Source organism: Enterobacter cloacae complex sp. GYL001, from assembly GCF_049237125.1.
Taxonomy (GTDB): domain Bacteria; phylum Pseudomonadota; class Gammaproteobacteria; order Enterobacterales; family Enterobacteriaceae; genus Enterobacter; species Enterobacter hormaechei_C.
The window spans coordinates 24632-50398 of the sequence record NZ_JBMKGW010000011.1; the positions used below are offsets into that span (position 1 = coordinate 24632).

25 protein-coding genes are annotated in these 25767 nt (G+C 56.7%); 6 read left to right on the forward strand and 19 right to left on the reverse strand.

All coding sequences use genetic code 11. From position 1 onward, the window contains the following. Positions 1 to 33: 33 nt before the first annotated feature. The 3 genes from ACOTWU_RS17805 to ubiD all read right to left on the reverse strand — a co-directional run bounded on the left by ACOTWU_RS17805 (position 34) and on the right by ubiD (position 4107). Entirely contained in the window at positions 34 to 1653 is a 1620-nt protein-coding gene (locus ACOTWU_RS17805) for an ABC-F family ATP-binding cassette domain-containing protein (RefSeq protein ID WP_040117073.1), read from the reverse strand. A 216-nt stretch (positions 1654 to 1869) separates the two neighbouring features. Beyond that, positions 1870 to 2571, reverse strand: a complete 702-nt coding sequence (fre, locus tag ACOTWU_RS17810) for an NAD(P)H-flavin reductase (protein WP_003860778.1) — start codon at positions 2569 to 2571, stop codon at positions 1870 to 1872. Positions 2572 to 2610: 39 nt separating this feature from the next. Beyond that, complete coding sequence (gene ubiD, locus ACOTWU_RS17815) at positions 2611 to 4107, reverse strand: 4-hydroxy-3-polyprenylbenzoate decarboxylase (RefSeq protein ID WP_033486949.1); 1497 nt, start codon at positions 4105 to 4107, stop codon at positions 2611 to 2613. A gap of 169 nt (positions 4108 to 4276) precedes the next feature. Here ubiD and rfaH point away from each other — a divergent pair, with 169 nt between their 5' ends. Beyond that, the gene (gene rfaH, locus ACOTWU_RS17820; RefSeq protein ID WP_003860779.1) at positions 4277 to 4768 is read left to right on the forward strand and encodes a transcription/translation regulatory transformer protein RfaH; all 492 of its coding nucleotides are present in this window, start codon (positions 4277 to 4279) and stop codon (positions 4766 to 4768) included. On the opposite strand, the gene tatD is transcribed toward rfaH, so the two are convergent. The 9 genes from tatD to udp form a co-directional block, all read right to left on the reverse strand. Then, on the reverse strand, positions 4765 to 5547 hold the full coding sequence (tatD, locus tag ACOTWU_RS17825) for a 3'-5' ssDNA/RNA exonuclease TatD (protein WP_040117072.1): 783 nt from the start codon (positions 5545 to 5547) through the stop codon (positions 4765 to 4767). The genes rfaH and tatD overlap by 4 nt on opposite strands. Before the next feature lie 41 nt (positions 5548 to 5588). Further along, positions 5589 to 6359: a Sec-independent protein translocase subunit TatC gene (gene tatC / locus ACOTWU_RS17830; protein WP_015569997.1), complete on the reverse strand. Its 771-nt coding sequence runs from the start codon at positions 6357 to 6359 to the stop codon at positions 5589 to 5591. Positions 6360 to 6361: 2 nt separating this feature from the next. Further along, entirely contained in the window at positions 6362 to 6904 is a 543-nt protein-coding gene (gene tatB / locus ACOTWU_RS17835) for a Sec-independent protein translocase protein TatB (protein WP_003860783.1), read from the reverse strand. Between the two features lie 3 nt (positions 6905 to 6907). Then, positions 6908 to 7162, reverse strand: coding sequence for a Sec-independent protein translocase subunit TatA (tatA, locus tag ACOTWU_RS17840; RefSeq protein ID WP_003860787.1), 255 nt, complete (start codon positions 7160 to 7162; stop codon positions 6908 to 6910). 76 nt (positions 7163 to 7238) lie between these two features. Further along, the gene (gene ubiB / locus ACOTWU_RS17845) at positions 7239 to 8879 is read right to left on the reverse strand and encodes a ubiquinone biosynthesis regulatory protein kinase UbiB (protein WP_023302908.1); all 1641 of its coding nucleotides are present in this window, start codon (positions 8877 to 8879) and stop codon (positions 7239 to 7241) included. Next, positions 8876 to 9481: a ubiquinone biosynthesis protein UbiJ gene (gene ubiJ, locus ACOTWU_RS17850; RefSeq protein WP_023295740.1), complete on the reverse strand. Its 606-nt coding sequence runs from the start codon at positions 9479 to 9481 to the stop codon at positions 8876 to 8878. Before ubiJ ends, ubiB begins: the two co-directional genes overlap by 4 nt. Positions 9482 to 9494: 13 nt before the next feature. Continuing rightward, a complete protein-coding gene (ubiE, locus tag ACOTWU_RS17855) occupies positions 9495 to 10250 on the reverse strand; it encodes a bifunctional demethylmenaquinone methyltransferase/2-methoxy-6-polyprenyl-1,4-benzoquinol methylase UbiE (RefSeq protein WP_003860790.1) in 756 nt (251 codons plus the stop codon). A 66-nt stretch (positions 10251 to 10316) separates the two neighbouring features. Further along, complete coding sequence (gene rmuC / locus ACOTWU_RS17860) at positions 10317 to 11774, reverse strand: DNA recombination protein RmuC (RefSeq protein WP_040117071.1); 1458 nt, start codon at positions 11772 to 11774, stop codon at positions 10317 to 10319. 139 nt (positions 11775 to 11913) lie between these two features. After that, on the reverse strand, positions 11914 to 12675 hold the full coding sequence (gene udp / locus ACOTWU_RS17865; protein ID WP_003860792.1) for a uridine phosphorylase: 762 nt from the start codon (positions 12673 to 12675) through the stop codon (positions 11914 to 11916). Between the two features lie 259 nt (positions 12676 to 12934). On the opposite strand from udp, the gene ACOTWU_RS17870 reads away from it, so the two are divergent. Then, the gene (locus ACOTWU_RS17870) at positions 12935 to 13741 is read left to right on the forward strand and encodes a dienelactone hydrolase family protein (protein ID WP_003860793.1); all 807 of its coding nucleotides are present in this window, start codon (positions 12935 to 12937) and stop codon (positions 13739 to 13741) included. Positions 13742 to 13788: 47 nt separating this feature from the next. Here the strand turns inward: ACOTWU_RS17870 and metE are convergent, their stop codons facing one another. Continuing rightward, on the reverse strand, positions 13789 to 16050 hold the full coding sequence (gene metE, locus ACOTWU_RS17875; protein WP_023295737.1) for a 5-methyltetrahydropteroyltriglutamate--homocysteine S-methyltransferase: 2262 nt from the start codon (positions 16048 to 16050) through the stop codon (positions 13789 to 13791). 116 nt (positions 16051 to 16166) lie between these two features. On the opposite strand from metE, the gene metR reads away from it, so the two are divergent. Then, positions 16167 to 17120, forward strand: a complete 954-nt coding sequence (gene metR / locus ACOTWU_RS17880; RefSeq protein WP_015570000.1) for an HTH-type transcriptional regulator MetR — start codon at positions 16167 to 16169, stop codon at positions 17118 to 17120. Here the strand turns inward: metR and ACOTWU_RS17885 are convergent. The 3 genes from ACOTWU_RS17885 to pldB form a co-directional block, all read right to left on the reverse strand. Continuing rightward, on the reverse strand, positions 17008 to 17907 hold the full coding sequence (locus ACOTWU_RS17885; protein WP_023295736.1) for a carboxylate/amino acid/amine transporter: 900 nt from the start codon (positions 17905 to 17907) through the stop codon (positions 17008 to 17010). The genes metR and ACOTWU_RS17885 overlap by 113 nt on opposite strands. Before the next feature lie 82 nt (positions 17908 to 17989). Further along, on the reverse strand, positions 17990 to 18790 hold the full coding sequence (gene yigL / locus ACOTWU_RS17890; RefSeq protein WP_015570001.1) for a sugar/pyridoxal phosphate phosphatase YigL: 801 nt from the start codon (positions 18788 to 18790) through the stop codon (positions 17990 to 17992). 31 nt (positions 18791 to 18821) lie between these two features. After that, positions 18822 to 19814, reverse strand: coding sequence for a lysophospholipase L2 (gene pldB / locus ACOTWU_RS17895; protein WP_015570002.1), 993 nt, complete (start codon positions 19812 to 19814; stop codon positions 18822 to 18824). A gap of 111 nt (positions 19815 to 19925) precedes the next feature. On the opposite strand from pldB, the gene rhtB reads away from it, so the two are divergent. After that, entirely contained in the window at positions 19926 to 20546 is a 621-nt protein-coding gene (rhtB, locus tag ACOTWU_RS17900) for a homoserine/homoserine lactone efflux protein (protein WP_040117070.1), read from the forward strand. Here the strand turns inward: rhtB and rhtC are convergent. The 3 genes from rhtC to pldA form a co-directional block, all read right to left on the reverse strand. Beyond that, on the reverse strand, positions 20543 to 21163 hold the full coding sequence (gene rhtC / locus ACOTWU_RS17905; protein ID WP_006179256.1) for a threonine export protein RhtC: 621 nt from the start codon (positions 21161 to 21163) through the stop codon (positions 20543 to 20545). The genes rhtB and rhtC overlap by 4 nt on opposite strands. A gap of 61 nt (positions 21164 to 21224) precedes the next feature. Beyond that, positions 21225 to 23054, reverse strand: a complete 1830-nt coding sequence (gene recQ / locus ACOTWU_RS17910; RefSeq protein ID WP_252049387.1) for an ATP-dependent DNA helicase RecQ — start codon at positions 23052 to 23054, stop codon at positions 21225 to 21227. 90 nt (positions 23055 to 23144) lie between these two features. Next, positions 23145 to 24014: a phospholipase A gene (pldA, locus tag ACOTWU_RS17915; protein ID WP_003860803.1), complete on the reverse strand. Its 870-nt coding sequence runs from the start codon at positions 24012 to 24014 to the stop codon at positions 23145 to 23147. A 160-nt stretch (positions 24015 to 24174) separates the two neighbouring features. Between pldA and yigI the strand changes: the two genes are divergently transcribed. Next, a complete protein-coding gene (gene yigI / locus ACOTWU_RS17920) occupies positions 24175 to 24642 on the forward strand; it encodes an acyl-CoA thioesterase YigI (RefSeq protein WP_006812366.1) in 468 nt (155 codons plus the stop codon). Between the two features lie 51 nt (positions 24643 to 24693). Further along, positions 24694 to 25590: an EamA family transporter RarD gene (rarD, locus tag ACOTWU_RS17925; protein ID WP_017694744.1), complete on the forward strand. Its 897-nt coding sequence runs from the start codon at positions 24694 to 24696 to the stop codon at positions 25588 to 25590. Positions 25591 to 25767 lie beyond the last annotated feature (177 nt).

The following is a 25767-nucleotide window of genomic DNA, read 5'->3' on the forward strand; positions in this document are numbered from 1 at the left end:
TTTGTTTGCCCCCGCCCTTGCGGGGGCTTGTGTTTACAGGCTTTCACATCGCCATCCCGTCTCTTCCCACACCAGTTCATGCGTCAACTTCAGCCCTGCCAGAAAGGCTTCATCATGCGACACCACCAGCAGCGCGCCGGGGTAATCGGCTAAGGCCGCTTCTATAGCCTGAACAGAGGCCAGATCAAGATGGTTGGTCGGCTCATCCAGAAGCAACAGCTGCGTTGCCGCTTCACGCCACAATACGCAGGCCAGCGCGGCCTTCAGGCGCTCGCCGCCACTCAGTTCGGCCAGTGGTAGTGTTACTTTCTCTGCGCCCAGCTGAAGCTGCGCTAAACGGGTACGCAGCGCCCCTTCTTCGAGCGGCGTATTGCCGAGGCTAAGGTGAGTCATCACCGACTGCGACAGATCCAGCCGGGAAAGATGCTGATCGAGATAAGCACACCTGACGGAGACCTTACAGGTTCCCGTGACAGGGGCGGTTTCGCCCAACATCACTTTCAACAGCGTGGATTTTCCACAGCCGTTCGGCCCGCGTAGCGCCACGCGCATCGGGCCATCCATTCGCCAGTTTATCGGGGAGACAGGCACGTGCGGAAGCACCAGTTCTTCCAGCACCAGCACCTGTTTTCCTTCCGGGATTTCACTGCCCGGCAGGGTAAACATCACCGCGTTATCCTCTTCAACCCGCTCGCGTGCCTGGTTGACCGCAGCGTTCAGAGCATGATTTTGATCGCTATGCTGTTTTTTCCAGGAACCAATACGCTCTTTCGCCGCCCCTTTGTATTTGACCCGTTCAAACGAGGCGATGTTAAGGCTGTCGACCGTGCGAAGCGTTTTGGCTGAACGCCGCAGGCTGTCGTCATGCTCTTTATGCATACGGGCGCGGGTACGCTTGCGTTCGGTGGCAGCATGCCCCAGCGCGGCGCGGGCAGCCAGTTGCTCAGCATCACGCTGGGTTCGATAGCCAGCATAATTCCCACCGTAGCTGCGCAAGCCCAATGCGTTCAGTTCAAGGATACGCGATACCTGCGCCAGCAACTCACGGTCGTGGGAGGCCACCAGCACCCCGCCCTGATACCGGGAAAGCTGCCCGTAGAACCACACGCGGCCTTGCCTGTCGAGGTGGTTGGTCGGTTCGTCCAGCAGCAGGTAATCAGCATCTGCGGCGAATGCGCCGCACAGCAAGGCACGAATGCGCTCGCCGCCGCTCAGCTCTGCCGCGCGTTTATTCGGGTCAAAAGGGGGAAGTTTTGCAGCGATAAAAGCCTGGCTCAGCCGTTCAGCCAGATCCCAGTAACCATCGAGCGTGTCGAGATCGTCGGGTTCATAATGACCGCTGTCGATGCGCGTGCGCGCCGCAAAGATCGCGTCGTAACCAAGCAGTCCGGCAAGAGTCGTATCCGCAGAAATATCCTGCTGCTGCGCCACATAGACGTGTGTACCAAAGCGATCAATATGACCGCTGGCGGGTTCATCAACCCCTGCCAGCAGCCGCAGAAGACGTGTTTTACCGCTGCCGTTGCGGCCAACCAGCGCGCACACTGACGCATCCAGAGAAAGATTCAGCGGACCAAAAAGGATATCGCCCGTCGCAAACTGACAGGTGACCTGATGCAAAATAAAAGAGGGGGACTGCGCAAAATGAGCCATAAGCACTCCTGAATGAAATCAAAACATCCCCTGCCGACGCGGTGCGTTGAGCAAGGATCGAAATTCATCAGTCGTGTTTGTTCATTTTTGGGGGGCGCTCCTGAGGGCGAAATTTAACGGGAACAAGAATAACGGCAATGCGCCGCCCATTTCAAGGTTAAATTTTCACCAGGCTAATGCCCGAGCGTAAAAAACCCGCCGAAGCGGGTCTCTCAATCAGATAAACGCAAACGCATCGCCAAACAGACGATCTTCCCGCGCGTCACGCTCGTTGCAGAACAGGTCGCGGGCAATTTTTGCCATTTCAAAGCGACCGGCAATATAGATATCGTGCCCGGCCAGCGTCCCATGATCCTGCAATACCGCAGTCAGCACCGTACCGCTGCGCCCGCGCCAGCCCTCTTCAGGCTGCTCGACAACCGGCTCGATGCGCAGGTTTGGATGATTTACGCTCAGCGCTTCCAGCTCAGACAGATCGTAAAGATGCTTCTCTTCACGGCCGCCCCAGTAGATGGTGATATCGCGATTCGGGTTGCGCGCCAGCGCGGTCAGCAGAATAGAGCGGACATATGAGAAGCCCGTGCCACCGGCAATCAGGATCAGCGGACGGTCTTCGTCTTCACGCAGCCAGGCCTCGCCGTGAGGAATATCGACCACGATTTCACGCTCTTTCAGGATGCGGTCCATCACGGCCATCGCGTACAGGTTAAGCTCAGACGCACCAATATGCAGCTCAATAAATTCCTTCTCTGCTGGCGTTGAGGCCATAGAGAAAGGACGCTTATCACGCTCGTCCATCACGACCATCAGGTACTGACCGGCACGGAATGAGAAGGCCGCTTCAGGAACCAAACGGACGCGATATACGGTGTCGGTAATAGCATCTACCGACGTCACTTTACAGCTTAAGGTTGTCATTCGCTCTCTCTGTCGGGAAGTCTATAGGGCTAAACGGTCTTATTCTGCCTTACCGTTATTCATTATGGCCAGCTCGTCCCAGATCGCGTCAATTCGCGCGGTCACGGCAGGATCTTTTTTGATCGGGCGACCCCATTCACGGTCGGTTTCGCCAGGCCATTTGTTCGTGGCATCCAGTCCCATTTTTGAGCCAAGGCCGGAAACCGGCGAGGCAAAGTCCAGGTAATCAATCGGCGTGTTTTCCACTAACACCGTATCACGCGCCGGATCCATACGCGTGGTGATGGCCCAGATGACGTCATTCCAGTCGCGGGCATTGACGTCATCATCGCAGACAATCACAAACTTGGTATACATAAACTGGCGCAGGAACGACCATACGCCCATCATCACGCGCTTAGCGTGACCGGCATACTGCTTCTTCATCGTCACCACCGCCAGGCGATACGAACACCCTTCCGGCGGCAGATAAAAATCAACAATTTCCGGGAACTGCTTTTGCAGGATCGGCACGAACACTTCGTTCAGCGCCACGCCAAGCACCGCCGGTTCATCCGGTGGACGGCCGGTATAGGTGGAGTGATAGATGGCATCTTCACGCTGGGTAATGTGGGTGACGGTGAACACCGGGAAGTTATCCACTTCGTTGTAATAGCCGGTGTGGTCGCCGTACGGCCCTTCGGGCGCCAGCTCGCCCTGTTCAATGTAACCTTCCAGCACAATCTCTGCGCTGGCCGGCACTTCCAGGTCACTGGAGATGCACTTCACCACTTCGGTTTTGGTGCCGCGCAGCAGCCCTGCAAAGGCATATTCAGACAGCGTATCAGGAACAGGCGTCACCGCGCCCAGAATGGTTGCCGGATCGGCACCCAGCGCGACGGAAACCGGGAAGCGTTCGCCCGGATGGGCCGCGCACCACTCCTGGAAATCCAGCGCCCCGCCGCGATGGGACAACCAGCGCATGATGAGCTTGTTTTTGCCAATCAGCTGCTGGCGATAAATGCCGAGGTTTTGACGCTCTTTATGCGGCCCACGCGTCACGGTGAGGCCCCAGGTGATCAGCGGTGCGGCATCGTCAGGCCAGCACTGCATGATGGGAATTTTGGTCAGATCCACCGCATCGCCTTCCAGCACTTTTTGCTGGCACGGCGCACCGCGCAGGCGTTTGGTGGGCATGTTCAGCACCTGCTTAAACTGCGGCAGCTTGTCGAACAGGTCGCGGAACCCTTTTGGCGGCTCCGGCTCTTTAAGAAAGGCCAGCAGTTTGCCCACTTCACGTAACGCCGTGACATCTTCCTGTCCCATCCCCAGCGCCACGCGGCGAGGTGTGCCAAACAGGTTGCACAGTACCGGCATGGCGTAGCCTTTTGGGTTTTCAAACAGCAACGCCGGGCCGCCCGCGCGCAGGGTGCGGTCAGCGATTTCTGTCATTTCCAGATACGGATCAACAGGAAGCGTAATGCGTTTGAGTTCGCCCTGCTTTTCCAGCAGCGCCAGGAAGTCGCGTAGATCGTGGTATTTCATGCAGTTAATCATGGCCTCTCTGTAAGCGCTTCATTATACGGCGTAAGACCGCGTGATGCTGTAATTTTGTTAAATTAGCGTGAACTTCCACGACTTACTCTCTTTTTCGCCATTATAATCACCTTAGCGATCCCGCCAGGGTTTTGGTATGCTTGCGCCCCGAACAATGGGAAGAGTGATTATGCAGGCCTGGTATTTACTGTATTGCAAACGCGGGCAACTTCAGCGCGCGCAGGAACATCTTGAACGTCAGTCTGTTAACTGCCTGACACCCGTGATCACGCTTGAAAAAATGCAGCGTGGAAGACGCACGACCGTCAGTGAGCCTCTGTTCCCGAACTATCTGTTCGTCGAGTTCGACCCCGAAGTGATCCACACCACGACGATCAGCGCCACGCGCGGCGTCAGCCATTTTGTGCGTTTTGGCGCCCATCCGGCAAGAGTACCGTCATCGGTTATTCATCAGCTTTCTGTCTACCAGCAGCCTGAAGATATTACCGATCCGGAAACCCCTTATGCCGGCGACAGCGTGGTGATCACCGAAGGCGCCTTTGAAGGGTTACAGGCCATCTTCGCTGAGCCGGACGGTGAAGCGCGCTCCATGCTGCTGCTCAACCTGCTGAACAAAGAGGTGTTGCAGAGCGTTAAAAACACCGATTTCCGCAAAGTTTAGAACTGCACGCCGAACAGACGACGCACGTTATCATCGGTTTGTGCTGCCAGCCACTGGACATCTTCTCCGCGCCAGTGCGCCACTCGCTCAGCAATATGCCCCAGGTAGGCCGGTTCATTACGTCGTGATGGCGGTTTGGGCTGCATATCCCGGGGCAACAGATACGGCGCATCCGTTTCCAGCAGCAAACGATCGGCCGGGATAACGGGTAACAGCTCACGCAGTTCCAGCCCACGACGCTCATCGCAGACCCAGCCCGTGATACCCAAATACAGCCCGCGGTTCAGGCAATCCAGCGCTTCCTGACGGGAGCCCGTAAAGCAGTGCAACACCGCGCCCGGCAGTTTCTCCAGCCAGGGTTCCAGTAGCGCCATAAAACGTTCATGCGCATCGCGACAGTGCATAAACACCGGCATCTCCAGCTCTGCTGCCAGCGCGAGCTGGGCGGTAAATGCCTTCTCCTGCTCTTCAGGCGTCGAGAAGTTACGGTTGAAATCAAGCCCGCATTCGCCAATGGCAACCACTTCTGGCGTTTGTGCCAGACGATGAAGCGCCTCAGCGCTTTCATGCGTCCACTGGCTGCTGTCATGAGGATGCACGCCTGCGGTGGACCAGCAGTGTTGATAGCGTTGCGCCAGCTGCCGTGCCTGCTCACTCTCATGCAGATTCGTTCCCGTCAGTAGCAGCCCACCCACGCCGGCGGCAAAGGCGCGCGCCACCACCTCATCGTGGTCTTTCGCAAACTGGGCGCTGGTGAGGTTAAGCCCGATATCAAACATACGTATCCCCATATGACAACCGCCCTGACGGGCGGTTGGTTTTATTCTTTAGTAGTCTCTTCAGACGGCTCGTCTTCTTCGTCCCGGGTACGCCCCTTTCCGACGTAGAAACGAGCGAAGAACACGCCGACTTCAAACAGGCAGTACATAGGTATCGCCAGTAAGGTTTGCGAGAAGACGTCCGGTGGCGTTAACAGCATACCTACGACAAATGCCCCCACCAGGATGTACGGGCGCTTCTTACGCAGATCGTCAGGCGTGGTCACCCCCACCCAGCAGAGCAGGACAATTGCTACGGGCACCTCGAAGGCGACACCAAAGGCCATAAACAGCGCCATCACGAAGCTGAGGTAGCTGGCGATGTCCGTCGACACCTGTACCCCTTCCGGTGCGGTATGCGTCAGGAAGCCGAAGGCCAGCGGGAAGACAACGAAGTAGGCGAACGCCATGCCGATATAAAACAGCAGCGAACTGGACACCAGCAGCGGAATAACCAGCTTGCGTTCATGCTTGTACAGCGCGGGCGCCACAAATGCCCAGACCTGATACAAAATGACCGGCGCAGAGGCAATCAACGACACCCAGAAGGTCAGTTTGATCGGGGTAAAGAACGGTGAAGCAACGTCTGTTGCAATCATCGTCGCGCCCAGAGGCATCTGTTTAATCAGCGGCGCGGAAACCACCTGATAGATATCGTTGGCAAAATAGACCAGACATAAAAAAATGAGGAAAACCGCAATAATGCAGTTTAACAGGCGCTTACGCAGCTCAATGAGGTGCGTAATAAGCGGTTGAGTATCATCTACTGCCATGTTTACGCTTTATCACTCGACGAGGGGGATGATTCGGAAACGGGCGCGGCGGGTTTTACCTCAGCCGTTTTGACCACGGGCTCTTCCGGCGGCACCTGCTTTTTCACTTCGGGCTCCTGCGGCGATTGCTCTGGCGAAGCAGCCTGATGCTCCGCGCTGGAAGGCGTTACACCCTCGCGCTGCTCTTCGCTACCCTTCACCACCGGATTGTGGATGGTGTTTGCTTCATCGCTCGCCTTCTCAGGATCGTTAATGCTGTAAGAACGCTTCATGGATTCCGCCGCTTCGCGCAACTCATCCATTGATGCTTTCAGCTCCGGCGTCAGGTTGTCCATGCTCGCCTTTTCAACCTTTTTCAGGCTGTCCTGAAATTCCTGAAGCTTCAGCTCCTGCGCCAGCTCGTTCTGCACGGTAGTTGCCAGCGAGCGAAGCGCCCGCACCCAGCCCACGACGGTTTTCACCGCAACGGGTAAACGCTGCGGCCCCAACACAATCAGACCAATCACAAAGACCAGCAGTAACTCACCAAAACCAATGTCGAACACGAATTACACCTGCTCTTTATCGTGACGTTTAGCCTCTTCCTTTTTGGCTTCGTCCTGCTTATCGGCGATGGATTTAGCGGTAAAATCAGCATCCTGACTGGTTTTTTCCTGCTTATTCTCATCATCGCTCATGGCTTTCTTGAAGCCTTTGATTGACGCGCCCAGGTCGGAACCAATCGATCCGAGTTTTTTCGTGCCAAACAGCAGCACAACGATGACGGCAATGATCACTAACTGCCAGATACTGATACCACCCATGCGTGTTCCCCAGTGATAGATGATTAATTAGTCAGATCGCATTATACGTATGCAATCTCTCGATAGCGACGCTAATTCAGCGCGTTTTTCTCCAGCCAGCAAGCCAGACAACCACACCGGCAGCCATAATCCAGGCTGGCATCATTTCCCAGTCCGGACGATTGATCAACAGCAACGTGCCGCTTATCAGCAGCGTCGCGCCAATTCCGAAGAGATAGCGGGACTGCCCCTGACGCACGCGACTGGATTGAAGCTCGTGCGCGATTTTATCCATGCTGTGCTGAAGGTTCTTGCTCTGACGCAAACTGTCGTAAACCAGTTCAGGAATTTCAGGCATTTTTTCAATCCAGAACGGGCCTTTCTCTTTAAGCGAGCGAATCAGAGCTGGAATTCCGACCTGATCCTTAATCCAGGATTCGAGGAACGGTTTCGCGGTTTTCCACAAGTCTAACTGAGGATAGAGCTGGCGGCCTACGCCCTCAACGTAAAGTAATGTTTTCTGAAGTAAAACTAATTGCGGCTGCACTTCCATATTGAATCGGCGTGCGGTGTTGAACAGGTTGAGCAGGACGTGTCCGAAAGAGATCTCCGAGAGCGGCTTTTCAAAAATCGGCTCACAGACGGTGCGGATCGCAAATTCAAACTCTTCCACGTTGGTATCTGGCGGAACCCAGCCTGAATCCACGTGCAGCTCGGCCACCTTACGGTAGTCGCGATTGAAGAAAGCGATAAAGTTCTCGGCGAGATAACGCTTATCCTCTTTATTCAGCGAGCCGACAATACCGCAGTCGATGCCGATGTATTTCGGATCTTCCGGGTGCTCATAGCTGACGAAGATGTTGCCCGGATGCATGTCTGCATGGAAGAAGCTGTCGCGGAAAACCTGAGTAAAGAAGACCTGCACGCCACGCTCGGCCAGCAGCTTCATGTTGGTGCCCTGTTTTTCCAGCGCCGCCACGTCCGAGACCGGAATACCGTAGATACGTTCCATCACCATCATGTTCTGACTGCAATAGTCAGAATAGACTTCAGGAACATACAGCATCGGGCTGTCTTCAAAGTTTCGACGCAGCTGAATGGCGTTCGCCGATTCACGCAGCAGGTTAAGCTCGTCAATCAGCGTTTTTTCGTATTCCCGTACCACTTCCAGCGGACGCAGACGGCGACCATCCGGCAACAGACGCGGCACCCAGCGAGCCAGGCGATAAATCAGCTTCATGTCTGCTTTGATAACCGGCAGGATATCCGGACGAATCACTTTGATGACCACCTCTTTGCCATTTTCCTTCAGGCGCGCGGTGTGAACCTGCGCAATAGAGGCAGAGGCCAGGGGCTGAATATCGAAATCATCAAACCAGGTCTCGATGGGGATATTGCCCATCGCTTCTTCGATTTGTTTCTTCGCTCTCTCTCCGTCAAACGGAGCAACGCGGTCCTGCAATAGCGCGAGCTGATCGGCAATCTGCGGTGGGAAAAGGTCGCGACGTGTTGAGAGCATCTGCCCAAACTTGATCCAGACCGGGCCCAGCTCCTGTAACGCAAGACGCAGGCGTGCGCCCAGCTCCTGATCCTTATGGCGATTCGGCATCCAGAACAGCGTGCGACGCCAAAGCCGAAGCGGCAGGGTGATACGCATTCTGGGGATAAGCTCGTCGAGCCCGTAGCTCAAAAAGGTGCGAACGATAAAATAGAGGCGCCGAATTTCACCAGGCGTCATTTGCCCTCCAGTTTTTCCAGCCGTTTGGTTAACGCATCAACTGCGCGCTCAACTGCCGCGGTCTCTTCTGCAAACCAGGCGACTTCTAAAGGCCCCGGCGCCATACGCCACTCTTCGGTCAGCACCTCGGCAGCGTAGCGCTGTTGACGGAGCAGACCTTTACGAAGGAAAGCGGAACCCGTGCGCAGCGTTTTGCTTATACCTTCAGCCGCGATGTCGCCGATATAGGGCGCCATCAGTTCCGCCGGGTCGAATTCAGCCTGATCGCTGAGTGCAACGAAGTTCTGTACCACCTGAATATCGCCTTCGACCTCCAGCTCACCGCTGCGAATAAGCGCCGTCATCTGCTGACGGTCACGCAGTTTTGGCAATACGCTCATGTGCGTAATCACCGAGCAGTCAGCCTCGCCTTCCCACTCACCCAGAACGTCAAGCTGGCGTTCGCTGAAGACCAACACAAGCGGCGTCGAGAACTCCTTTAAAACGATGCGCAGCACCTTTCCGTTAAGCCGCTGACGTGCGGTTTTCAGCGCCGGAGCGCGATACAGAAAGGCATTCAGCACATTCTCGATGCCAGCGGTGACTAAGGGTTTAATGGGCACGGGAAACCTCCACTCAGAACTTGTAACCACGATGCAGCGCGACGACACCCGCCGTCATATTGAAGTATTCCACGTTTTCAAACTCCGCATCCTGCATCATCGCTTTCAGCGTGTCCTGATCCGGGTGCATTCGGATGGACTCGGCCAGATAACGGTAACTTTCTGCATCGTTTGCCACCAGCTCGCCGATGCGCGGCAGAACGTGGAAGGAATAGGCATCGTAAGCTTTGCTCAGCGGGTCGATAATCGGTTTAGAAAACTCGAGTACCAGCAGTCGACCGCCCGGCTTAAGCACGCGGTACATGGAGCGCAGCGCTTTATCTTTATCGGTCACGTTACGCAGACCGAAAGAGATGGTGATGCAGTCGAACGTATTATCCGGGAACGGCAGCGCTTCGGCGTTGGCCTGAACATATTCAACGTTGCCTACCACGCCGATATTACGCAGCTTTTCGCGTCCCATTTTCAGCATTGAGTCGTTGATATCCGCCAGCACCACGCGGCCGGTTTCGCCAACCAGACGGGAGAACTTAGCGGTCAGATCCCCTGTGCCTCCGGCTAAATCCAGCACCGTTTGTCCACGGCGCACGCCGCTGCAATCAATAGTGAAGCGCTTCCACAAGCGATGAATGCCGAATGACATCAAATCATTCATCACATCGTACTTCGCCGCCACGGAATGAAATACGTGGGCCACCATGTCAGCTTTCTGCGCTTTGGCGACAGTCTGAAAGCCAAAGTGCGTTGTGTCTTGTGAATCGTCAACCATCTCAGAGCCTGCTAATCAGTCAAATGTTCGTGAAGTGTAACAGATTGGGCGCATTTGCCCTACGTTTCAACCACCGTGAAAGAAACGCGCCGGCTGCGCTTCGGGGGATAAACTCGCCGCTAAATCGTTGTCTTCATTGCGGCTATTTTGCTCACCGTCGCCTTCACGCAGACGAAACTCTTCGTCCTGAGCGGTAGCCTGCTCCACCAGTTCCGGATTAATCTCGCGTTTAACTTCCACCCCCAGGCTGCGAAACGCCTCCGCCTGCGCCAGCAAATTGCCACGCCCGGAGGAGAGTTTTTTCATCGCCTGGCGGTAGTTATCCTGCGCGCGATCCAGGCTTTGCCCCACCGAGGACATATCGTCCACAAACAGCCGCATTTTGTCGTACAGCTTGCTGGCGCGATCGGCAATCTGCTGCGCGTTACGGCTTTGGTGCTCATAGCGCCACAGGTTGGCAATGGTACGTAACGCCACCAGTAGCGTGGTGGGGCTGACCAGCATAATGTTATTTTTCAGCGCTTCGGTGATCAGTTCGGGCTGTCTGTCGAGCGCCAGCAGGAACGCAGGCTCGACCGGAATGAACATGAGCACATAATCCAGCGATCGCAGCCCCGGCAGCTGCTGATAATCTTTTCTGCCCAACAGACGGATATGGTTACGCACGGAGGCGATGTGCTCCTGCAACGCTGTTTCGCGGGTGTAGTCATCCTCAGCGTTGAAGTAGCGCTCATAGGCCACCAGCGTCATTTTGGCGTCGATAACCACATCTTTGCCCTGTGGCAGACGAACAATGACATCCGGCTGCATCCGCGAGCGCGCATCGTTCTCAATGCTGACCTGCGTTTCGTATTCGTATCCTTCGCGCAGGCCAGAGGCCTCCAGCACACGCGTCATGACCACTTCGCCCCAGTTTCCCTGCGCTTTGTTATCACCTTTCAGTGCGCGCGTCAGGTTAACCGCCTCCTGCGCCATCTGCGCATTCAGCTGCTGGAGATTACGAATTTCATGCGCCAGCGTGTGGCGTTCGCGGGCTTCCTGACCAAAGCTGTCCTGTACCTGACGGCGAAAGCCATCCAGCTGTTCACGCAGCGGCGTCAGCAGGCTGTTCAGGCTCTGGCGGTTCTGCTCATCCACGCGGCGATTGCTGTGCTCAAAAATGCGGTTCGCGAGGTTCTCAAACTGCTCGCTAAGACGCTGCTCGCTGTTGATCATCTGACGGATTTTGTCTTCGGCGTGCAGTTGGGTGGACTCAAGACGGGTGGTCACTTCACGGAGATCGGCCTCCAGCGAGGTATTGATATCACGCAGATTGCGCAGTTCGTTATTGAGCAGTTCGCATTCGTCGCGCCAGTGGTCACTCAGCGCAAGCTGTTGTTTCGTCGCGCTAAGTTCAGCGACGATCTCTTCGCGCTCTGCCAGCTGTTCGGCTTTCTGCTGCGCATGCTGGTAGCCGGAAATGAGCCAGCCAATCCCCACGCTCACCAGCGCAACTACCGCATAAACCAGGATTGAGATATCCACAATGCCCCCTGCATCCACGTCTAACCCGCACAAAATAGAATTGTGCTGTATGAACGTCCAGTTTGAAAGGGTTTTCCTGCGAGGCGTTACGCAAAAAGAAAAGGCCGAGCATGTCGGCCTTTTAGCACTGAAGAGAGAATTAGATCAGGCGGCGCGCCGCTTCAACCACGATTTTCACCGCATGGCTTTCAGTCTGCTTCATGGTTTCAGCGTTCGGGATCTCCTGCTGAGTCCGGTTGACGATTACGCCCGCCACCATACCGGCACGCAGACCCTGGCTTGCGCACATGGTCAGCAGCGTCGCAGATTCCATTTCGTAGTTCATGACGCCCATCGACTGCCACTCTTCCATGGAGCCTTTAAAACGGCTCACCACGCGACCAGAGAAGGTGTCGTAACGCTCCTGGCCCGGGTAGAAGGTGTCGGAAGAGGCAGTTACGCCCACGTGGGTGGTGGCGCCCACGGACTTCGCGGCTTCAACCAGCGCGGTGGTGCATTCGAAATCGGCCACTGCCGGGAATTCCATCGGTGCAAAGTGCAGGCTTGCCCCGTCCAGACGCACGGATGCGGTGGTAACCAGCACGTCGCCCACGTTGATGTGCGGCTGAATGGCGCCTGTGGTGCCGATGCGCAGGAAAGTACGAATGCCCAGCTGCGCCAGCTCTTCAACGGCGATAGAGGTAGACGGGCCACCAATACCGGTAGAGCACACGATCACCGCTTTACCGTCCAGCTCTGCGCGCCAGGTGGTGAATTCGCGATGCGCTGCCAGCTTAACCGGCTTATCCATCAGCGCGGCGATCTTTTCCACACGCTCAGGATCGCCAGGGACGATAGCAAGCGTAGCCCCTTGTAAATCGTTTTTAGTGAGGCCGAGATGAAAAACATCAGACTTAGACATAGGTGACTCCTCTGTGGGTCGGTTTGTCAGAAGAAGTAAAACGGTACTTTACAGAAGCAATGTGCATTATTTCGTGACACACCTCACCATGAATGAAAATGATTGCAGTTAATTTCCATAAAATAGTGATTCACATCACATTAACAAGTTATATCGCCTGGTGCTGCACAAAAGATAGACGCTATAAGGCACTGTGGATTGTTAACCTGGTGTCTATATTTATCTTTGCGCTAATCCATTCATTGGTACGGAGAATGCCATGACTGAAAAAACCGGTTTTGCACCTGCTGCGGCCCCGCATGCTTCAACCATCGTCTCAACCCCTGAAGAGGCCATTACCGCAGGCGAGACCTCCATTCCCTCCCAGGGAGAGAACATGCCAGCGTACCACGCGCGGCCAAAATCCGCCGATGGCCCGCTGCCCATCGTGATCGTGGTGCAGGAAATATTTGGCGTTCATGAACATATTCGCGACCTCTGCCGCCGTCTGGCGCTGGAAGGTTACCTGGCCGTTGCGCCGGAACTCTACTTCCGTCAGGGCGATCCGAATGATTACAGCGACATCCCGACGCTGTTCAGCAACCTGGTCAGCAAAGTGCCGGACGCGCAGGTGCTGGCCGATCTCGACCACGTTGCCAGCTGGGCGGCGCGCAACGGTGGCGACCCGCACCGTCTGATGGTGACCGGCTTCTGCTGGGGCGGACGCATTAGCTGGCTGTATGCCGCGCACAATCCGCAGCTGAAAGCCGCTGTGGCCTGGTACGGTAAACTGGTGGGTGAAAAGACCCTGAACTCGCCGAAACATCCAGTTGATATCGCCACCGATTTAAATGCCCCGGTGCTAGGGCTGTATGGCGGCCAGGATACCGGCATTCCGCTTGATACCGTCGAGACCATGCGCCACGCGCTGCGGGCGGCAAACGCGAAGGCCGAAATCGTGGTGTACCCGGATGCGGGACACGCGTTTAATGCCGATTATCGTCCGAGCTATCACGCAGAATCGGCGAAAGATGGCTGGCAGAGAATGCTGGCGTGGTTCAGCCAGTACGGCGGGAAGAAAGCGTAATACAAAAAGCCCGGTGGCGGCTGCGCCAACCGGGCAATCCAGCCCCACTACGCCTGACGCAAATTCTGCGCCGCCTGCACCATGTTCGCCAGCGCCGCGCGGGTTTCAGGCCAGCCGCGGGTTTTCAGGCCGCAGTCCGGGTTTACCCACAGGCGTTCCGCCGGAATGCGCCGGGCGGCTTTTTGCAGCAGCGTTTCAATCCACTCCACGCTCGGCACGTTAGGGGAGTGAATGTCATACACGCCCGGCCCGATTTCGTTCGGGTAGTCGAACTCTTCGAACGACTCCAGCAGCTCCATGTCTGAACGCGAGGTCTCGATGGTGATCACATCGGCGTCGAGCGCGGCAATGGAGTCCATGATGTCGTTAAATTCGCAGTAACACATGTGAGTGTGGATCTGCGTGTCGTCCTTCGCGACGGCCGCGTTGAGGCGGAACGCCTCAACGCCCCACGTCAGATAAGCATCCCAGTCGCTGCGACGCAGCGGCAAGCCTTCACGCAGCGCCGGTTCGTCGATCTGAATGATGCCAATCCCCGCCGCTTCCAGATCCGCCACTTCATCACGCAGCGCCAGGGCGATCTGTTTGGCGATGGTTTCCCGGGATACATCTTCACGCGGGAACGACCAGCAGAGAATGGTCACCGGCCCCGTAAGCATGCCTTTTACCGGTTTGTCGGTCAGAGACTGGGCATACTTCGCCCACTCCACGGTGATCGCTTCCGGGCGGCTGACGTCACCGATCACCACCGGCGGCTTCACGCAGCGGGAGCCGTAGCTTTGCACCCAGCCGTTCTGGGTAAAGACAAAGCCGTCCAGGTGTTCACCGAAGTATTCCACCATATCGTTACGCTCGGCCTCGCCGTGCACCAGCACGTCCAGACCCAGACGTTCCTGCTCGACGATCGCCTGTTTGATGTGCTCCGCAATGCCGGTGCGGTAGTGATTCGCATCCAGATTGCCCTTTTTGAAGTCCAGGCGCAGGCCGCGGATCTCGGTAGTCTGCGGGAAGGAGCCGATGGTTGTGGTCGGCCACGCGGGCAGGTTAAAGCGCGCACGCTGGGCTTCGGCGCGCACTTCATACGGGCTCTGGCGCTGGCTGTCCCGGGCAGTGATGGCCGCCAGACGTTTTTCCACCGCCGGGTTATGCACGCGCGTCGAGTGACGGCGCGCCTGGATCGGCGCGCTCCAGTCGGTAATCGCTGCCGTGTCGCCGCTGTTCAACGCGTCGCGCAGCAGAGCCAGCTCCTCACACTTTTGCAGGGCAAAGGCAAACCAGCTTTTCACCTCAGGGTCGAGTCGGGTCTCCACGCTCAGGTCGATCGGGCTGTGCAGCAGGGAACAGGAAGAGGCTACCCACAATTCACGTTTACCGACAATCTCCTTGATTTGTACATATTTCCCGGTGAGATCGGCACGCCAGACGTTACGACCATTCACCAGACCGGCAGAGAGCAGCCACTCCGCAGGCAGACGCTTGTGCAGCTCTGCCACATCGTCTTTGCCGTGAACGAGATCAACGTGCAGACCCTGAACCGGCAGCGCGGTAATGGTGTCGAGGTTCGGCGTTACGCCCTCGAAATAGGTGGTCAGCAGCAGCTTCACCTGGCCCGTGAGCGCGTCATACGCCGGTTTGAAGGCATCCAGCCACGCCTGCGGCAGCTCAAGCACCAGCGCCGGTTCATCGATTTGCACCCACTGAATACCGCGTTTGCCCAGCTCAATCAGCACCTGCTTATAAACCGGCAGAATATCGTTCAGCAGGCTGAGGCGGTCGAACTGCTCGCCTTTCACTTTGCCCAGCCACAGGTAGGTGACCGGCCCCAGCAGCACGGGTTTCACCTGGTGACCCAGCGCCAGCGCTTCGTCCACTTCATCCAGAAGCTGGGTCCAGGTCAGTTTGAACTGCTGGCCCTTAACGAACTCCGGCACCATATAGTGATAGTTAGTGTTAAACCACTTGGTCATTTCCGCCGCTGCCGCTGGCTCACCCGTTGGCGCGCGGCCACGGCCGATGCGGAACAGGGTATCGATATCCACCGATCCATCGTTGTTCTGATGACGAGCCGGCACGTTGCCAAGCAGCAGGCTGGTGGTCAGAACATGGTCGTACCAGGCGAAATCGCCCACCGGCAGCAGGTCTACGCCCGCCTGTTTTTGCTGATCCCAGTGACGCGCGCGCAGCTCGCGCCCCACCGCCAGCAGTTCTTCGCGGGTGGCGTTACCCGCCCAGTAGCTTTCTTGCGCTTTTTTCAGCTCGCGACGCAGGCCAACGCGAGGGAAACCGAGAGTGTGAGTGCGGATTGTCATGGCATACCCCTTGTAGAAATTCGTTATTTAGACGTCCAGATGTTTACACTTCTATAATTGGCAGGTACTGTATATTCCTCAAGCGCAAAATGTTCATGGCGAAGTGAAGGACTTTCATGATCGAGATTAAACACCTGAAAACGCTACAAGCGTTGCGGAACTGCGGTTCTCTTGCGGCGGCAGCGGCCACGCTGCACCAGACTCAGTCTGCCCTTTCTCACCAGTTCAGCGATCTGGAACAACGCCTCGGCTTTCGTCTTTTTGTGCGTAAGAGCCAGCCTTTGCGCTTTACGCCGCAGGGCGAAATTTTGCTTCAGCTGGCGAACCAGGTGCTGCCGCAGATTGCCAGCGCGTTGCAGTCCTGCAACGAGCCGCAGCAGACCACCCTGCGCATCGCCATTGAGTGTCACAGCTGTATTCAGTGGCTGACCCCCGCGCTTGAGAACTTCCGCCAGAAGTGGCCGCAGGTGGAGATGGACTTCAAATCCGGCGTCACGTTTGATCCGCAGCCGTCGCTTCAGCAGGGTGAGCTGGATCTGGTGATGACCTCAGATATTCTACCGCGCAGCGGTCTGCACTATTCGCCAATGTTTGATTTTGAGGTGCGTCTGGTGCTGGCCCCGGACCATCCGCTGGCCGCTAAAACGCGTATCACGCCGGAAGATCTGGCAACGGAGACGCTGCTGATTTACCCGGTACAGCGCAGTCGTCTGGATATCTGGCGCCATTTCCTGCAACCCGCGGGCATCAGCCCACAGCTGAAAAGCGTGGATAACACGCTGCTGTTAATTCAGATGGTGGCGGCCAGAATGGGGATTGCGGCGCTGCCGCACTGGGTGGTCGAGACGGTTGAACGCCAGGGTCTGGTGGTCACCAAAACCCTGGGTGAAGGACTGTGGAGCCGGCTGTACGCCGCCGTGCGCGACGGCGAGCAGCGTCAGCCGATTACGGAAGCGTTTATTCGCTCAGCGCGGAACCACGCGTGCGACCATCTTCCGTTTGTGCGGAGCGCGGAGCGACCCAGCGGCGATGTACCCACAGCGAAGCCAGGATCACCGTTCCCCCAATAAGGAAACTCGGCCAGTGCGGCTGCTCCTGCCAGATGGCGAGGTTCACCAGTAGCCCCGCCGGCACGTGCACATTGTTCATGATCCCCAGCGTCCCGGCGTCTACCTGCGTAGCGCCGTAGTTCCACATAAAATAGCCCAGCCCCGACGCCACCACGCCCAGCCAGACCAGAACGCTCCACTGCACGGAGGTAGTCGGCAGCTTTTGCGGATTGCCGAGCAGAAACCACGCCGCTACCGCGACAATCGCCGCGCCCATATAGAACCACGCAAACGCGTTATGCTGCGGCATCGGGCGGGTCTCCATCAGACGTTTGTAACCCACCATCCCGATGGCAAAGCTGATATTAGCGAGCTGGACGAACATCAGCCCGGTCCAGAAGTGATCGCTTACCTTGTCATAGCGAATAATCGCCGCGCCAATGACTGCCAGCGCAGCGCTCAGCAGATATCCCCAGCGCAAACGGCGCCTGCTGAGCAAGTCATAAATCAGCGTGATGTAGAGCGGCGTCAGCACGGTGAAGAGCAGAAATTCCGAGACGGACAGGTAAACGTAGGCCCGGAAGCTGAACAGGTACATGATGCCGAGCTGCATCGCGCCTACCAGCATGTACAGCAGTATCGTTTTTAGCGACTGCCCGCGGGTACGCAGGAACGGCAGGAACACCAGCGCCGCCAGCCCCACGCGCATCAGTACCGAGAAGTAGCTGTCGACCGATCCGGCAAGGTATTCGCCAATCAGACTAAAGGAGAAGGCCCACAGGATAGTGGTGATAATGAGTAGCGCCACAATGCTTGTCTCTCAGAAAGAAGGAGAGGCATTGTAGCGAACTCTTTAGTTGACATCTGAACAATAAACAATCAATTGAAGATTATTCAAGGAACAGTTTGCGCAGATACTTAGGCACGGCGTTATCGCCGTTGGTGCCGATCACTTCCAGCTCCGGGTGCAGATCTTTCAGGCGCTGGTGCGCGTTCTGCATGATGCAGCCTTTACCCGCCATGGAGAGCATCTCGGCATCGTTCATGCCATCGCCAAAGGCGATACAGTCTTTCAGATCAAAGCCCAGCCGTTTCGCTACCGCTTCCAGCGCGTGACCTTTGGACACCCCGCCCGCCATCACTTCCAGACAGGTCAGCGTGGAGAAGCTCACGTTCACGCGGTCGCCCCAGCGGGCGTTGATCGCCTGCTCCAGCGGCAGTAACTCCTCATGATTTACACAGGTGAAGAATACCTTGCTGATCCCTTCCGGCTCCAGCAGACCCGGCTCGTACAGTGAGTACTGGAATACGGCTTCCTTGAAGAAGCGCATCTCTTCCGGGCGATGGCGGTTCATAAACCACTCGTCGTCGCGGTAAACGTTAGTCACGATATCCGGGTTGTTATGCACAATGCCGAACAAATCGGTGGCGATGTCACGATCGAGATTATGGGTAAAAATCAGGTTGCCGTCCGTGTCATGTACGCGCGCACCGTTAGAGGTGATCATGTACGACTTGATCTCCAGGTTATCGCGGATCTGTCCCACGTCCACGTGGTGGCGACCGGTGGCGAACACAAAGTTCACGCCACGGGCAGTCAGGAGTTTTAGGGTCTCTTTCGCATAAGGCGACAGGGTGTGGTCGGGGGAAAGCAGCGTGCCATCTAAATCAGATGCAACAACCTGGTACATAGGGATTTCAACCTCTGGTGGAAAACAATAATCAGTTATGCCTGTTGAAAAATTCAACAATGGCGTTGAGCGCGACTGAGCGCATAGCGTCCTTTTCAAAAAGGATCTCATGGTACGCACCGTTGATGACCAGCGGTTTACCCCCTTCACAGGGATGGCCCGCAGCGGCGCGAAGTTCACAATAGCGGTCATGCATGCGGTTATCCACCACACGCTCTTCTTCCGCCTGGATCAGGAGCGTCGGCGTGTCATCATCGCCTACGCCCGCCAGCACCTGCTCACCGGCATGAATACCTTCCCGCACCCAGTGCCAGGTGGGGCCGCCGACCCGCAGACGCGGTTCATCGGCATAAAAACGCAGGTTGCGGCGATAACGCTGCCGGCTGTGGGTTAACACGTTGATGGCAAATGGCAATGCCCGCCAGCGTCCTGTTCCGATGGCATAGCCTTCTCGAATGCGCTGATGGCCCTCAGCCCAGTCGAGAAGATGGCGCACCATCCAGTCAGGAAAACGTATCACAATGCCGTACATCGGCGCGGTCAGCGCAATGGCGTCACACTGGTGCTTATGGCGCTGCAAAAACAACGTCGAGATCGCCCCCCCCATGGAGTGGGCAAGAATATAACGCTTGCGCCACGGTCCGGGCTGCACTTCCTGCTGCCAGAACGCGGCCAGATCGTCGACGTAATCGCTGAAGTTATCCACGTGGCCGCGATGGGTATCCGGCAACATCCTGCCAGAAAGCCCCTGCCCGCGATGGTCGATAATTAACACATCAAAGCCCAGATGGAACAGGTCATACGCCAGCTCGGCATATTTGATATAGCTTTCGATGCGCCCGGGGCAGACCACAATCACCCGGTCATTTTTTTCATCACGGAAACGAACGAAGCGTACCGGGATTTCCCCGACGCCCATAAACTCATCTTCCTCACGCTGGCGCCAGAAATCGGTCAGCGGCCCCATGGAGAAAGCAGCAAATGCGTTTTCTCGTGTTTCCCAGTCCTTTTTCTGCTGAAACATTGGGTTTCCACCCCCCGTAATTCAGGGAATATCGTTTTTTTCGTCACCGGTCACAAAATGACTCAACAATAGCGTATTGTGGCATAAAAACAGACGATCCGGGAGTTTCAAATGACCTTCGAATGGTGGTTCGCCTACCTGCTGACATCCATCATCCTCAGCCTTTCACCTGGCTCGGGCGCAATCAACACCATGACCACCTCCATTAATCACGGCTATCGCGGCGCGGCGGCGTCAATCGCCGGTTTACAGACCGGGCTTGGCATTCATATTGTGCTGGTGGGGATTGGTCTGGGCACGCTGTTCTCCCGTTCGGTGCTGGCCTTCGAGGTGCTGAAATGGGCTGGCGCAGCGTATCTTATCTGGCTGGGTATTCAGCAGTGGCGCGCCGCAGGCTCGATTGATCTGCATACGCTCTCCCGGACGCAAACGCGCGGCCACCTGTTTCAACGCGCGGTGTTCGTTAACCTGACCAACCCGAAAAGCATCGTGTTCCTCGCCGCCCTGTTCCCGCAGTTTATCGTGCCGCATCAGCCACAGGTGATGCAGTACGTGGTGCTGGGCGCGACCACCATTATTGTCGATATCATTGTGATGATTGGTTACGCGACGCTGGCGCAGCGAATTGCGGCGTGGATCAAAGGGCCTAAACAGATGAAGGCCCTGAACAAAGTCTTTGGTTCGCTGTTTATGCTGGTTGGCGCGCTGCTTGCGTCAGCGCGTCATGCTTAGCGAGAAATGATGAGATGAATGCCGAAGCCGGCGAACAGCGCGCCGGCAAAGCCGTCGATCCACTTCGCGATGCGCTGGTAGCCGCGACGCATCGCCGGTAAGGCAAACAGGCTTGCCACAACGGTAAACCAGGCGAACGTCTCAACAACGATCAGCAGGAAGATCCCCCAGCGCGCGCCCGCGCCGACGTTATCCCCTACAAACAGCGAGAACACAGAGCCGAAGTAGATAATCGCTTTCGGGTTCGCCAGGTTGGTCAGCAGCCCTTTCACAAAGCTACGGCCGCCCGTTGCCAGCTCAACCTTTGGCTCTTCCGGCTTTTTCTCTTCTTTCTTCAGCGCCCCGCGCAGCATCTGGTAGCCCATCCAGCACAGGTACAGACCGCCGCCGACCATGATGATGTTATGCAGCCACGCCATTTTCGCCAGGATCAGGTTCAGACCGAGCAGCGCAACCGCCGCCCAGACCATGACGCCCATGGTAATACCGAGCACACCCATCATTGCCTCTTTGCGGGAGCGGCTGACGGCCGTTTGTGACACGAAGAAAAAGTCAGGGCCAGGGCTCATCAGCGCCACGATGTGCACTAACGCCACGGTGAGAAATAGCATTAACATAATTAGCTCGCGGGGAAATAATGTAGTGAGTCACCATCCTGGCACTTTTTCGCCCGGCTGACTACTCCTCATCATCACCATCAGCGTGGGAACGGATGAGCGCCATAAACTCTTTACCGAAGCGCTCCAGCTTACGCGTGCCAACGCCGTTGACGCTGAGCATCTCGCTGGCGCTGAGCGGCATTTGCTCGGCCATCTCGATAAGCGTCGCGTCGTTGAACACCACGTATGGCGGGATGTTCTCTTCATCCGCAATGGCTTTACGCAGCTTACGCAGCTTGGCGAACAGCTTGCGATCGTAGTTACCGCCGTAGGATTTCTGCATCACGCGCGGCTTCAGGGCGACGACGCGCGGAACGGCGAGCTTCAGTTCAACCTCGCCACGCAGGACCGGTCGCGCCGCTTCGGTCAGCTGAAGCGCAGAATGCTGGGCAATGTTCTGCGTGGCAAAGCCGAGATGGATCAGCTGGCGGATGATACTCACCCAGTGCTCGTGGCTCTGGTCTTTCCCGATGCCATAAACCGGCAGCTTGTCGTGACCCATATCGCGGATACGCTGGTTGTTAGCCCCGCGCAGCACTTCAACGACGTAGCCCATCCCGAAGCGCTGGTTCACGCGTCCGATAGTCGAGAGCGCTTTGCGCGCGTCCATCAGGCCATCGTACTGCTTCGGCGGGTCGAGGCAGATATCGCAGTTGCCGCACGGTGCCTGACGCCCTTCACCAAAGTAGTTGAGCAGCACCAGACGGCGGCAGGTTTGCGCTTCGGCGAAGGCCCCCATCGCGTTAAGCTTGTGCCGTTCGATATCCTGCAACTGCCCCTGCGGTTTCTCCTCGAGACAGCGGCGCAGCCACGCCATATCCGCCGGATCGTAAAACAGCATCGCTTCCGCAGGCAGGCCGTCACGCCCGGCGCGGCCGGTTTCCTGATAGTAGGATTCGATATTGCGCGGAATGTCGAAATGCACCACAAAGCGCACGTTGGGCTTGTTGATCCCCATCCCGAACGCCACCGTTGCGACCACGATTTGCAGGTCGTCGCGCTGGAATTTCTCCTGCACGTCGGCGCGGATATGGTTCTCCAGCCCGGCGTGATAGGCCGCGGCGCTAAAGCCACGGTTTTGCAGACGCGCGGCGGTGTCTTCCACCTTCGCCCGGCTGTTGCAGTAGATGATGCCGGACTTTCCGCGCTGCTCCTGCACGTAGCGTAAGAGCTGATCCAGCGGCTTGAACTTCTCCATCAGCATATAGCGGATGTTCGGGCGGTCGAAGCTGCTGACCTGAATATACGGGTCGTTCAGCCCCAGCAGGCGAACGATGTCCTGACGCGTGGTGTCGTCCGCCGTGGCGGTAAGCGCCATAAACGGCAGCTCGGGGAAGCGCTGACGAAGCTGGCCAAGAGCGGCGTATTCCGGGCGGAAATCGTGCCCCCACTGGGAGATACAGTGCGCTTCATCCACTGCCAGCAGCACCGGATTCCAGTGCGCCAGATGATCGAGGAAGTTGTCCAGCATCAGGCGTTCTGGCGCGATATACAGCAGGCGGATCTGCCCGGTGCGGCACCCGGCCATTACCTCTTGCTGTTGCTCGCGGGTCTGCGTCGAGTTCAGACAGGCCGCCGCCACGCCGTTGGCAAGCAGCTGGTCGACCTGGTCTTTCATCAGGGAAATAAGGGGCGATACCACGACCGTCAGGCCATTAAGCACCAGCGCGGGCACCTGATAGCAGAGCGATTTTCCGCCGCCGGTCGGCATGACCACCAGGCAATCGCGGCCTTCCAGCACGGTTTCAATGATGGTTTTCTGGCCAGGGCGGAACTGCTGGTAGCCAAAGGTTTCCTGCAAAACCTGTTTAGCCAGCGATTCCTGATTCAATACTTCCGCCTGCGCCACGTTAACCCCATATGCCAGAAATGAAACAGGCGCTATTTTCAGCGCCTGAGAGAGAAACTTCAACGTTTAACGCAAAAACATTCGAGCAGCTTAGAAAATATCGTTCAGCATGACGCCCACACCGACGCGGGTCTGATTGAAATTGTAGTCGATCAGCGATTCGCCATACCCGCTATACACCTGAGTATAAAGACGAACGTGTTTCGTTACCGGGTAGCTCAGGCCCAGCTCTGCACCGCCGTAGCCGGTATTCCAGTTGTACTGGCCTTTGGCGCTCAGCACCGCGTCACCCAGCTGATAGCCCACTTTAAGCTGATAGTAGCCCATATATTTGGTGATATCCGGGTTGTCATCGGTGCTGCCCACCACGTACCACGGCTTCACTTCCACCATGAAATTGCCGTTCTGCGCCATCAGACGCGTATAGATGCGGTTCCAGCTGCGTGAGGTTGGGTCGGAACGACCGTTGGAATCGTGGTTATAGCCCACCTCCACGTCTCGCAGCGTCCAGCCTGCAAACTCATAATCGGTGGCGAAACCGAGGAACAGCTGCGGTTCATAGTTGGTTTCGCGGAACGGTGAAGATTCCCCGCTGTTGGAGAGCTGCCACCATGACTTCTGCGTGTAAGACGCGCCAAGTACCGAGTTCGGCCCCAGGATGCCGCGCCAGAACGGGAAGGCGAGGCTGAGCTGGAACTTCACCTCATCTTTACGCGCATTATCAGACCAGTTATAGGAGCTTATCGCCTCTTTGTTGAGATCGCTGGTCTGGGTGTAGATCACGTAGTTTGTATCATACGGGTACAGCGTGAACGGATTGTCATGCTCCTGAAGCATATTGGCGATGATGCTGCCCTTGACGGCAGGTTTATCATGCACCTCTTTGATCGTCGCTTCCTGCGCATATGCTGTGAGGGGCAGCGCAACCGCCGCCAGTAACCAACCCAGATACGTCCGCATCGGTGGTGTTCTCCTGAAATGGTGACATTTAATGAATAGTTTTGTCCGGGCATTCTACAGACTTCTGCGATAACTTCCGCTTCCTCGTTTCTTAAAGTGGCATTCCTTTATCCTGAAGCATAAAATCAACATTTTGTTAACAACAAGGATGCCACGTCAGATGTCAGCCACACTCACCGCCGAAGAAACCTTAAAGCTCGTGGGCGAGATTTTTGTGTACCACATGCCGTTCAACCGTGCACTGGGTCTTGAGCTGGAGCGATACGAAAAAGACTTCGCTCAGCTGAGTTTCAATAATCAGCCAATGATGGTCGGTAACTGGGCGCAAAGCATTTTGCACGGCGGGGTCATTGCCTCCGCGCTGGACGTGGCGGCCGGTCTGGTGTGCGTGGGCAGCACGCTGACGCGCCATGACACCATCAACGAAGATGAGTTACGCCAGCGCCTGTCGCGCATGGGCACCATCGATTTACGCGTCGACTACCTGCGTCCGGGACGCGGAAACCGCTTCACCTGCACCAGCAGCCTGCTGCGCGCCGGGAATAAAGTTGCTGTCGCCCGCGTGGAGCTGCATAACGAGGAGCAGGTTTATATCGCCAGCGCAACCGCCACTTATATGGTGGGTTGAGACGGCAAATTCGGGTAAAATTACTTCACTTTTTTGTAACGGATTTTCCCGATGGATGCTAAACAGACGCGGCAGGGCGTTTTACTCGCCCTTGCCGCTTATTTTATTTGGGGTATCGCACCGGCGTACTTCAAACTTATCGCCTATGTCCCGGCGGACGAGATCCTCACTCACCGCGTCATCTGGTCCTTTTTCTTCATGATTGCGCTGATGAGTATCAGCCGTCAGTGGTCAGGCGTCAAAACGCTGCTGAAAACCCCGAAGAAGGTCTTCCTGCTCGCTCTCTCTGCGGTGCTGATTGGCGGAAACTGGCTGCTGTTTATCTGGGCGGTGAATAACCATCACATGCTCGAAGCCAGCCTGGGCTACTTTATTAACCCGCTGGTCAATATTTTGCTGGGGATGATTTTCCTTGGTGAGCGCTTTCGCCGGATGCAGTGGGTGGCGGTGATTCTGGCCTTCTGCGGCGTGCTGGTACAGCTGTGGACCTTCGGCTCACTGCCGGTTATCGCCCTGGGGCTGGCGTTCAGCTTTGCCTTCTACGGCCTGGTGCGTAAAAAAATTGCCGTGGAAGCGCAGACGGGAATGCTATTTGAAACCCTGTGGCTGCTGCCTGTCGCCGCGATCTACCTGTTCGGTATTGCCGACAGCGCCACCAGCCACATGGGCAGCAACCCATGGTCGCTGAACCTGATGCTGATGGCCGCAGGCGTGGTCACAACGATCCCCCTGCTGTGCTTTACCGGCGCGGCAACGCGTCTGCGCCTCTCCACGCTGGGCTTCTTCCAGTACATTGGCCCCACGCTGATGTTCCTGCTGGCGGTGGTGTTTTACGGCGAGGTGCCGGGTGCGGATAAGATGGTGACGTTCGCCTTTATCTGGGTGGCGCTGGCCATCTTTGTTGCGGATGCGATTTATACCCAGCGCAGGGTGCGCAAAGGGTTGTGATGTTGCCCTCACCCTAACCCTCTCCCACAGGGGAGAGGGTTCCCCAGTAATTTGAAAGCAAAAGCGATAACGTTGCCTCAGAATAACCGAGGGCTTTACAGGGATGTTACCTCCGCCCGTCCCCGATAAGCCGGAAGGAATAAGCCGAAGGCACCGCGAAGCGGCGATTTTCCGCCG

Excerpts from the sequence above, each read along its gene's own strand:
- tatC (WP_015569997.1), bottom strand. The coding sequence starts at position 6,359 with ATGGCAGTAGATGATACTCAACCGCTTATTACGCACCTCATTGAGCTG.
- yigL (WP_015570001.1), bottom strand. The coding sequence starts at position 18,790 with ATGTACCAGGTTGTTGCATCTGATTTAGATGGCACGCTGCTTTCCCCC.
- rhtC (WP_006179256.1), bottom strand. The coding sequence starts at position 21,163 with ATGTTAATGCTATTTCTCACCGTGGCGTTAGTGCACATCGTGGCGCTG.
- rarD (WP_017694744.1), top strand. The coding sequence starts at position 24,694 with ATGGATGCTAAACAGACGCGGCAGGGCGTTTTACTCGCCCTTGCCGCT.
- ubiD (WP_033486949.1), bottom strand. The coding sequence starts at position 4,107 with ATGATTAACTGCATGAAATACCACGATCTACGCGACTTCCTGGCGCTG.
- tatD (WP_040117072.1), bottom strand. The coding sequence starts at position 5,547 with ATGTTTGATATCGGGCTTAACCTCACCAGCGCCCAGTTTGCGAAAGAC.
- yigI (WP_006812366.1), top strand. The coding sequence starts at position 24,175 with ATGTCAGCCACACTCACCGCCGAAGAAACCTTAAAGCTCGTGGGCGAG.
- ACOTWU_RS17805 (WP_040117073.1), bottom strand. The coding sequence starts at position 1,653 with ATGGCTCATTTTGCGCAGTCCCCCTCTTTTATTTTGCATCAGGTCACC.
- fre (WP_003860778.1), bottom strand. The coding sequence starts at position 2,571 with ATGACAACCTTAAGCTGTAAAGTGACGTCGGTAGATGCTATTACCGAC.
- metR (WP_015570000.1), top strand. The coding sequence starts at position 16,167 with ATGATCGAGATTAAACACCTGAAAACGCTACAAGCGTTGCGGAACTGC.
- tatA (WP_003860787.1), bottom strand. The coding sequence starts at position 7,162 with ATGGGTGGTATCAGTATCTGGCAGTTAGTGATCATTGCCGTCATCGTT.
- ubiB (WP_023302908.1), bottom strand. The coding sequence starts at position 8,879 with ATGACGCCTGGTGAAATTCGGCGCCTCTATTTTATCGTTCGCACCTTT.
- pldB (WP_015570002.1), bottom strand. The coding sequence starts at position 19,814 with ATGTTTCAGCAGAAAAAGGACTGGGAAACACGAGAAAACGCATTTGCT.
- ubiE (WP_003860790.1), bottom strand. The coding sequence starts at position 10,250 with ATGGTTGACGATTCACAAGACACAACGCACTTTGGCTTTCAGACTGTC.
- rfaH (WP_003860779.1), top strand. The coding sequence starts at position 4,277 with ATGCAGGCCTGGTATTTACTGTATTGCAAACGCGGGCAACTTCAGCGC.
- udp (WP_003860792.1), bottom strand. The coding sequence starts at position 12,675 with ATGTCTAAGTCTGATGTTTTTCATCTCGGCCTCACTAAAAACGATTTA.
- pldA (WP_003860803.1), bottom strand. The coding sequence starts at position 24,014 with ATGCGGACGTATCTGGGTTGGTTACTGGCGGCGGTTGCGCTGCCCCTC.
- metE (WP_023295737.1), bottom strand. The coding sequence starts at position 16,050 with ATGACAATCCGCACTCACACTCTCGGTTTCCCTCGCGTTGGCCTGCGT.
- rhtB (WP_040117070.1), top strand. The coding sequence starts at position 19,926 with ATGACCTTCGAATGGTGGTTCGCCTACCTGCTGACATCCATCATCCTC.
- ACOTWU_RS17870 (WP_003860793.1), top strand. The coding sequence starts at position 12,935 with ATGACTGAAAAAACCGGTTTTGCACCTGCTGCGGCCCCGCATGCTTCA.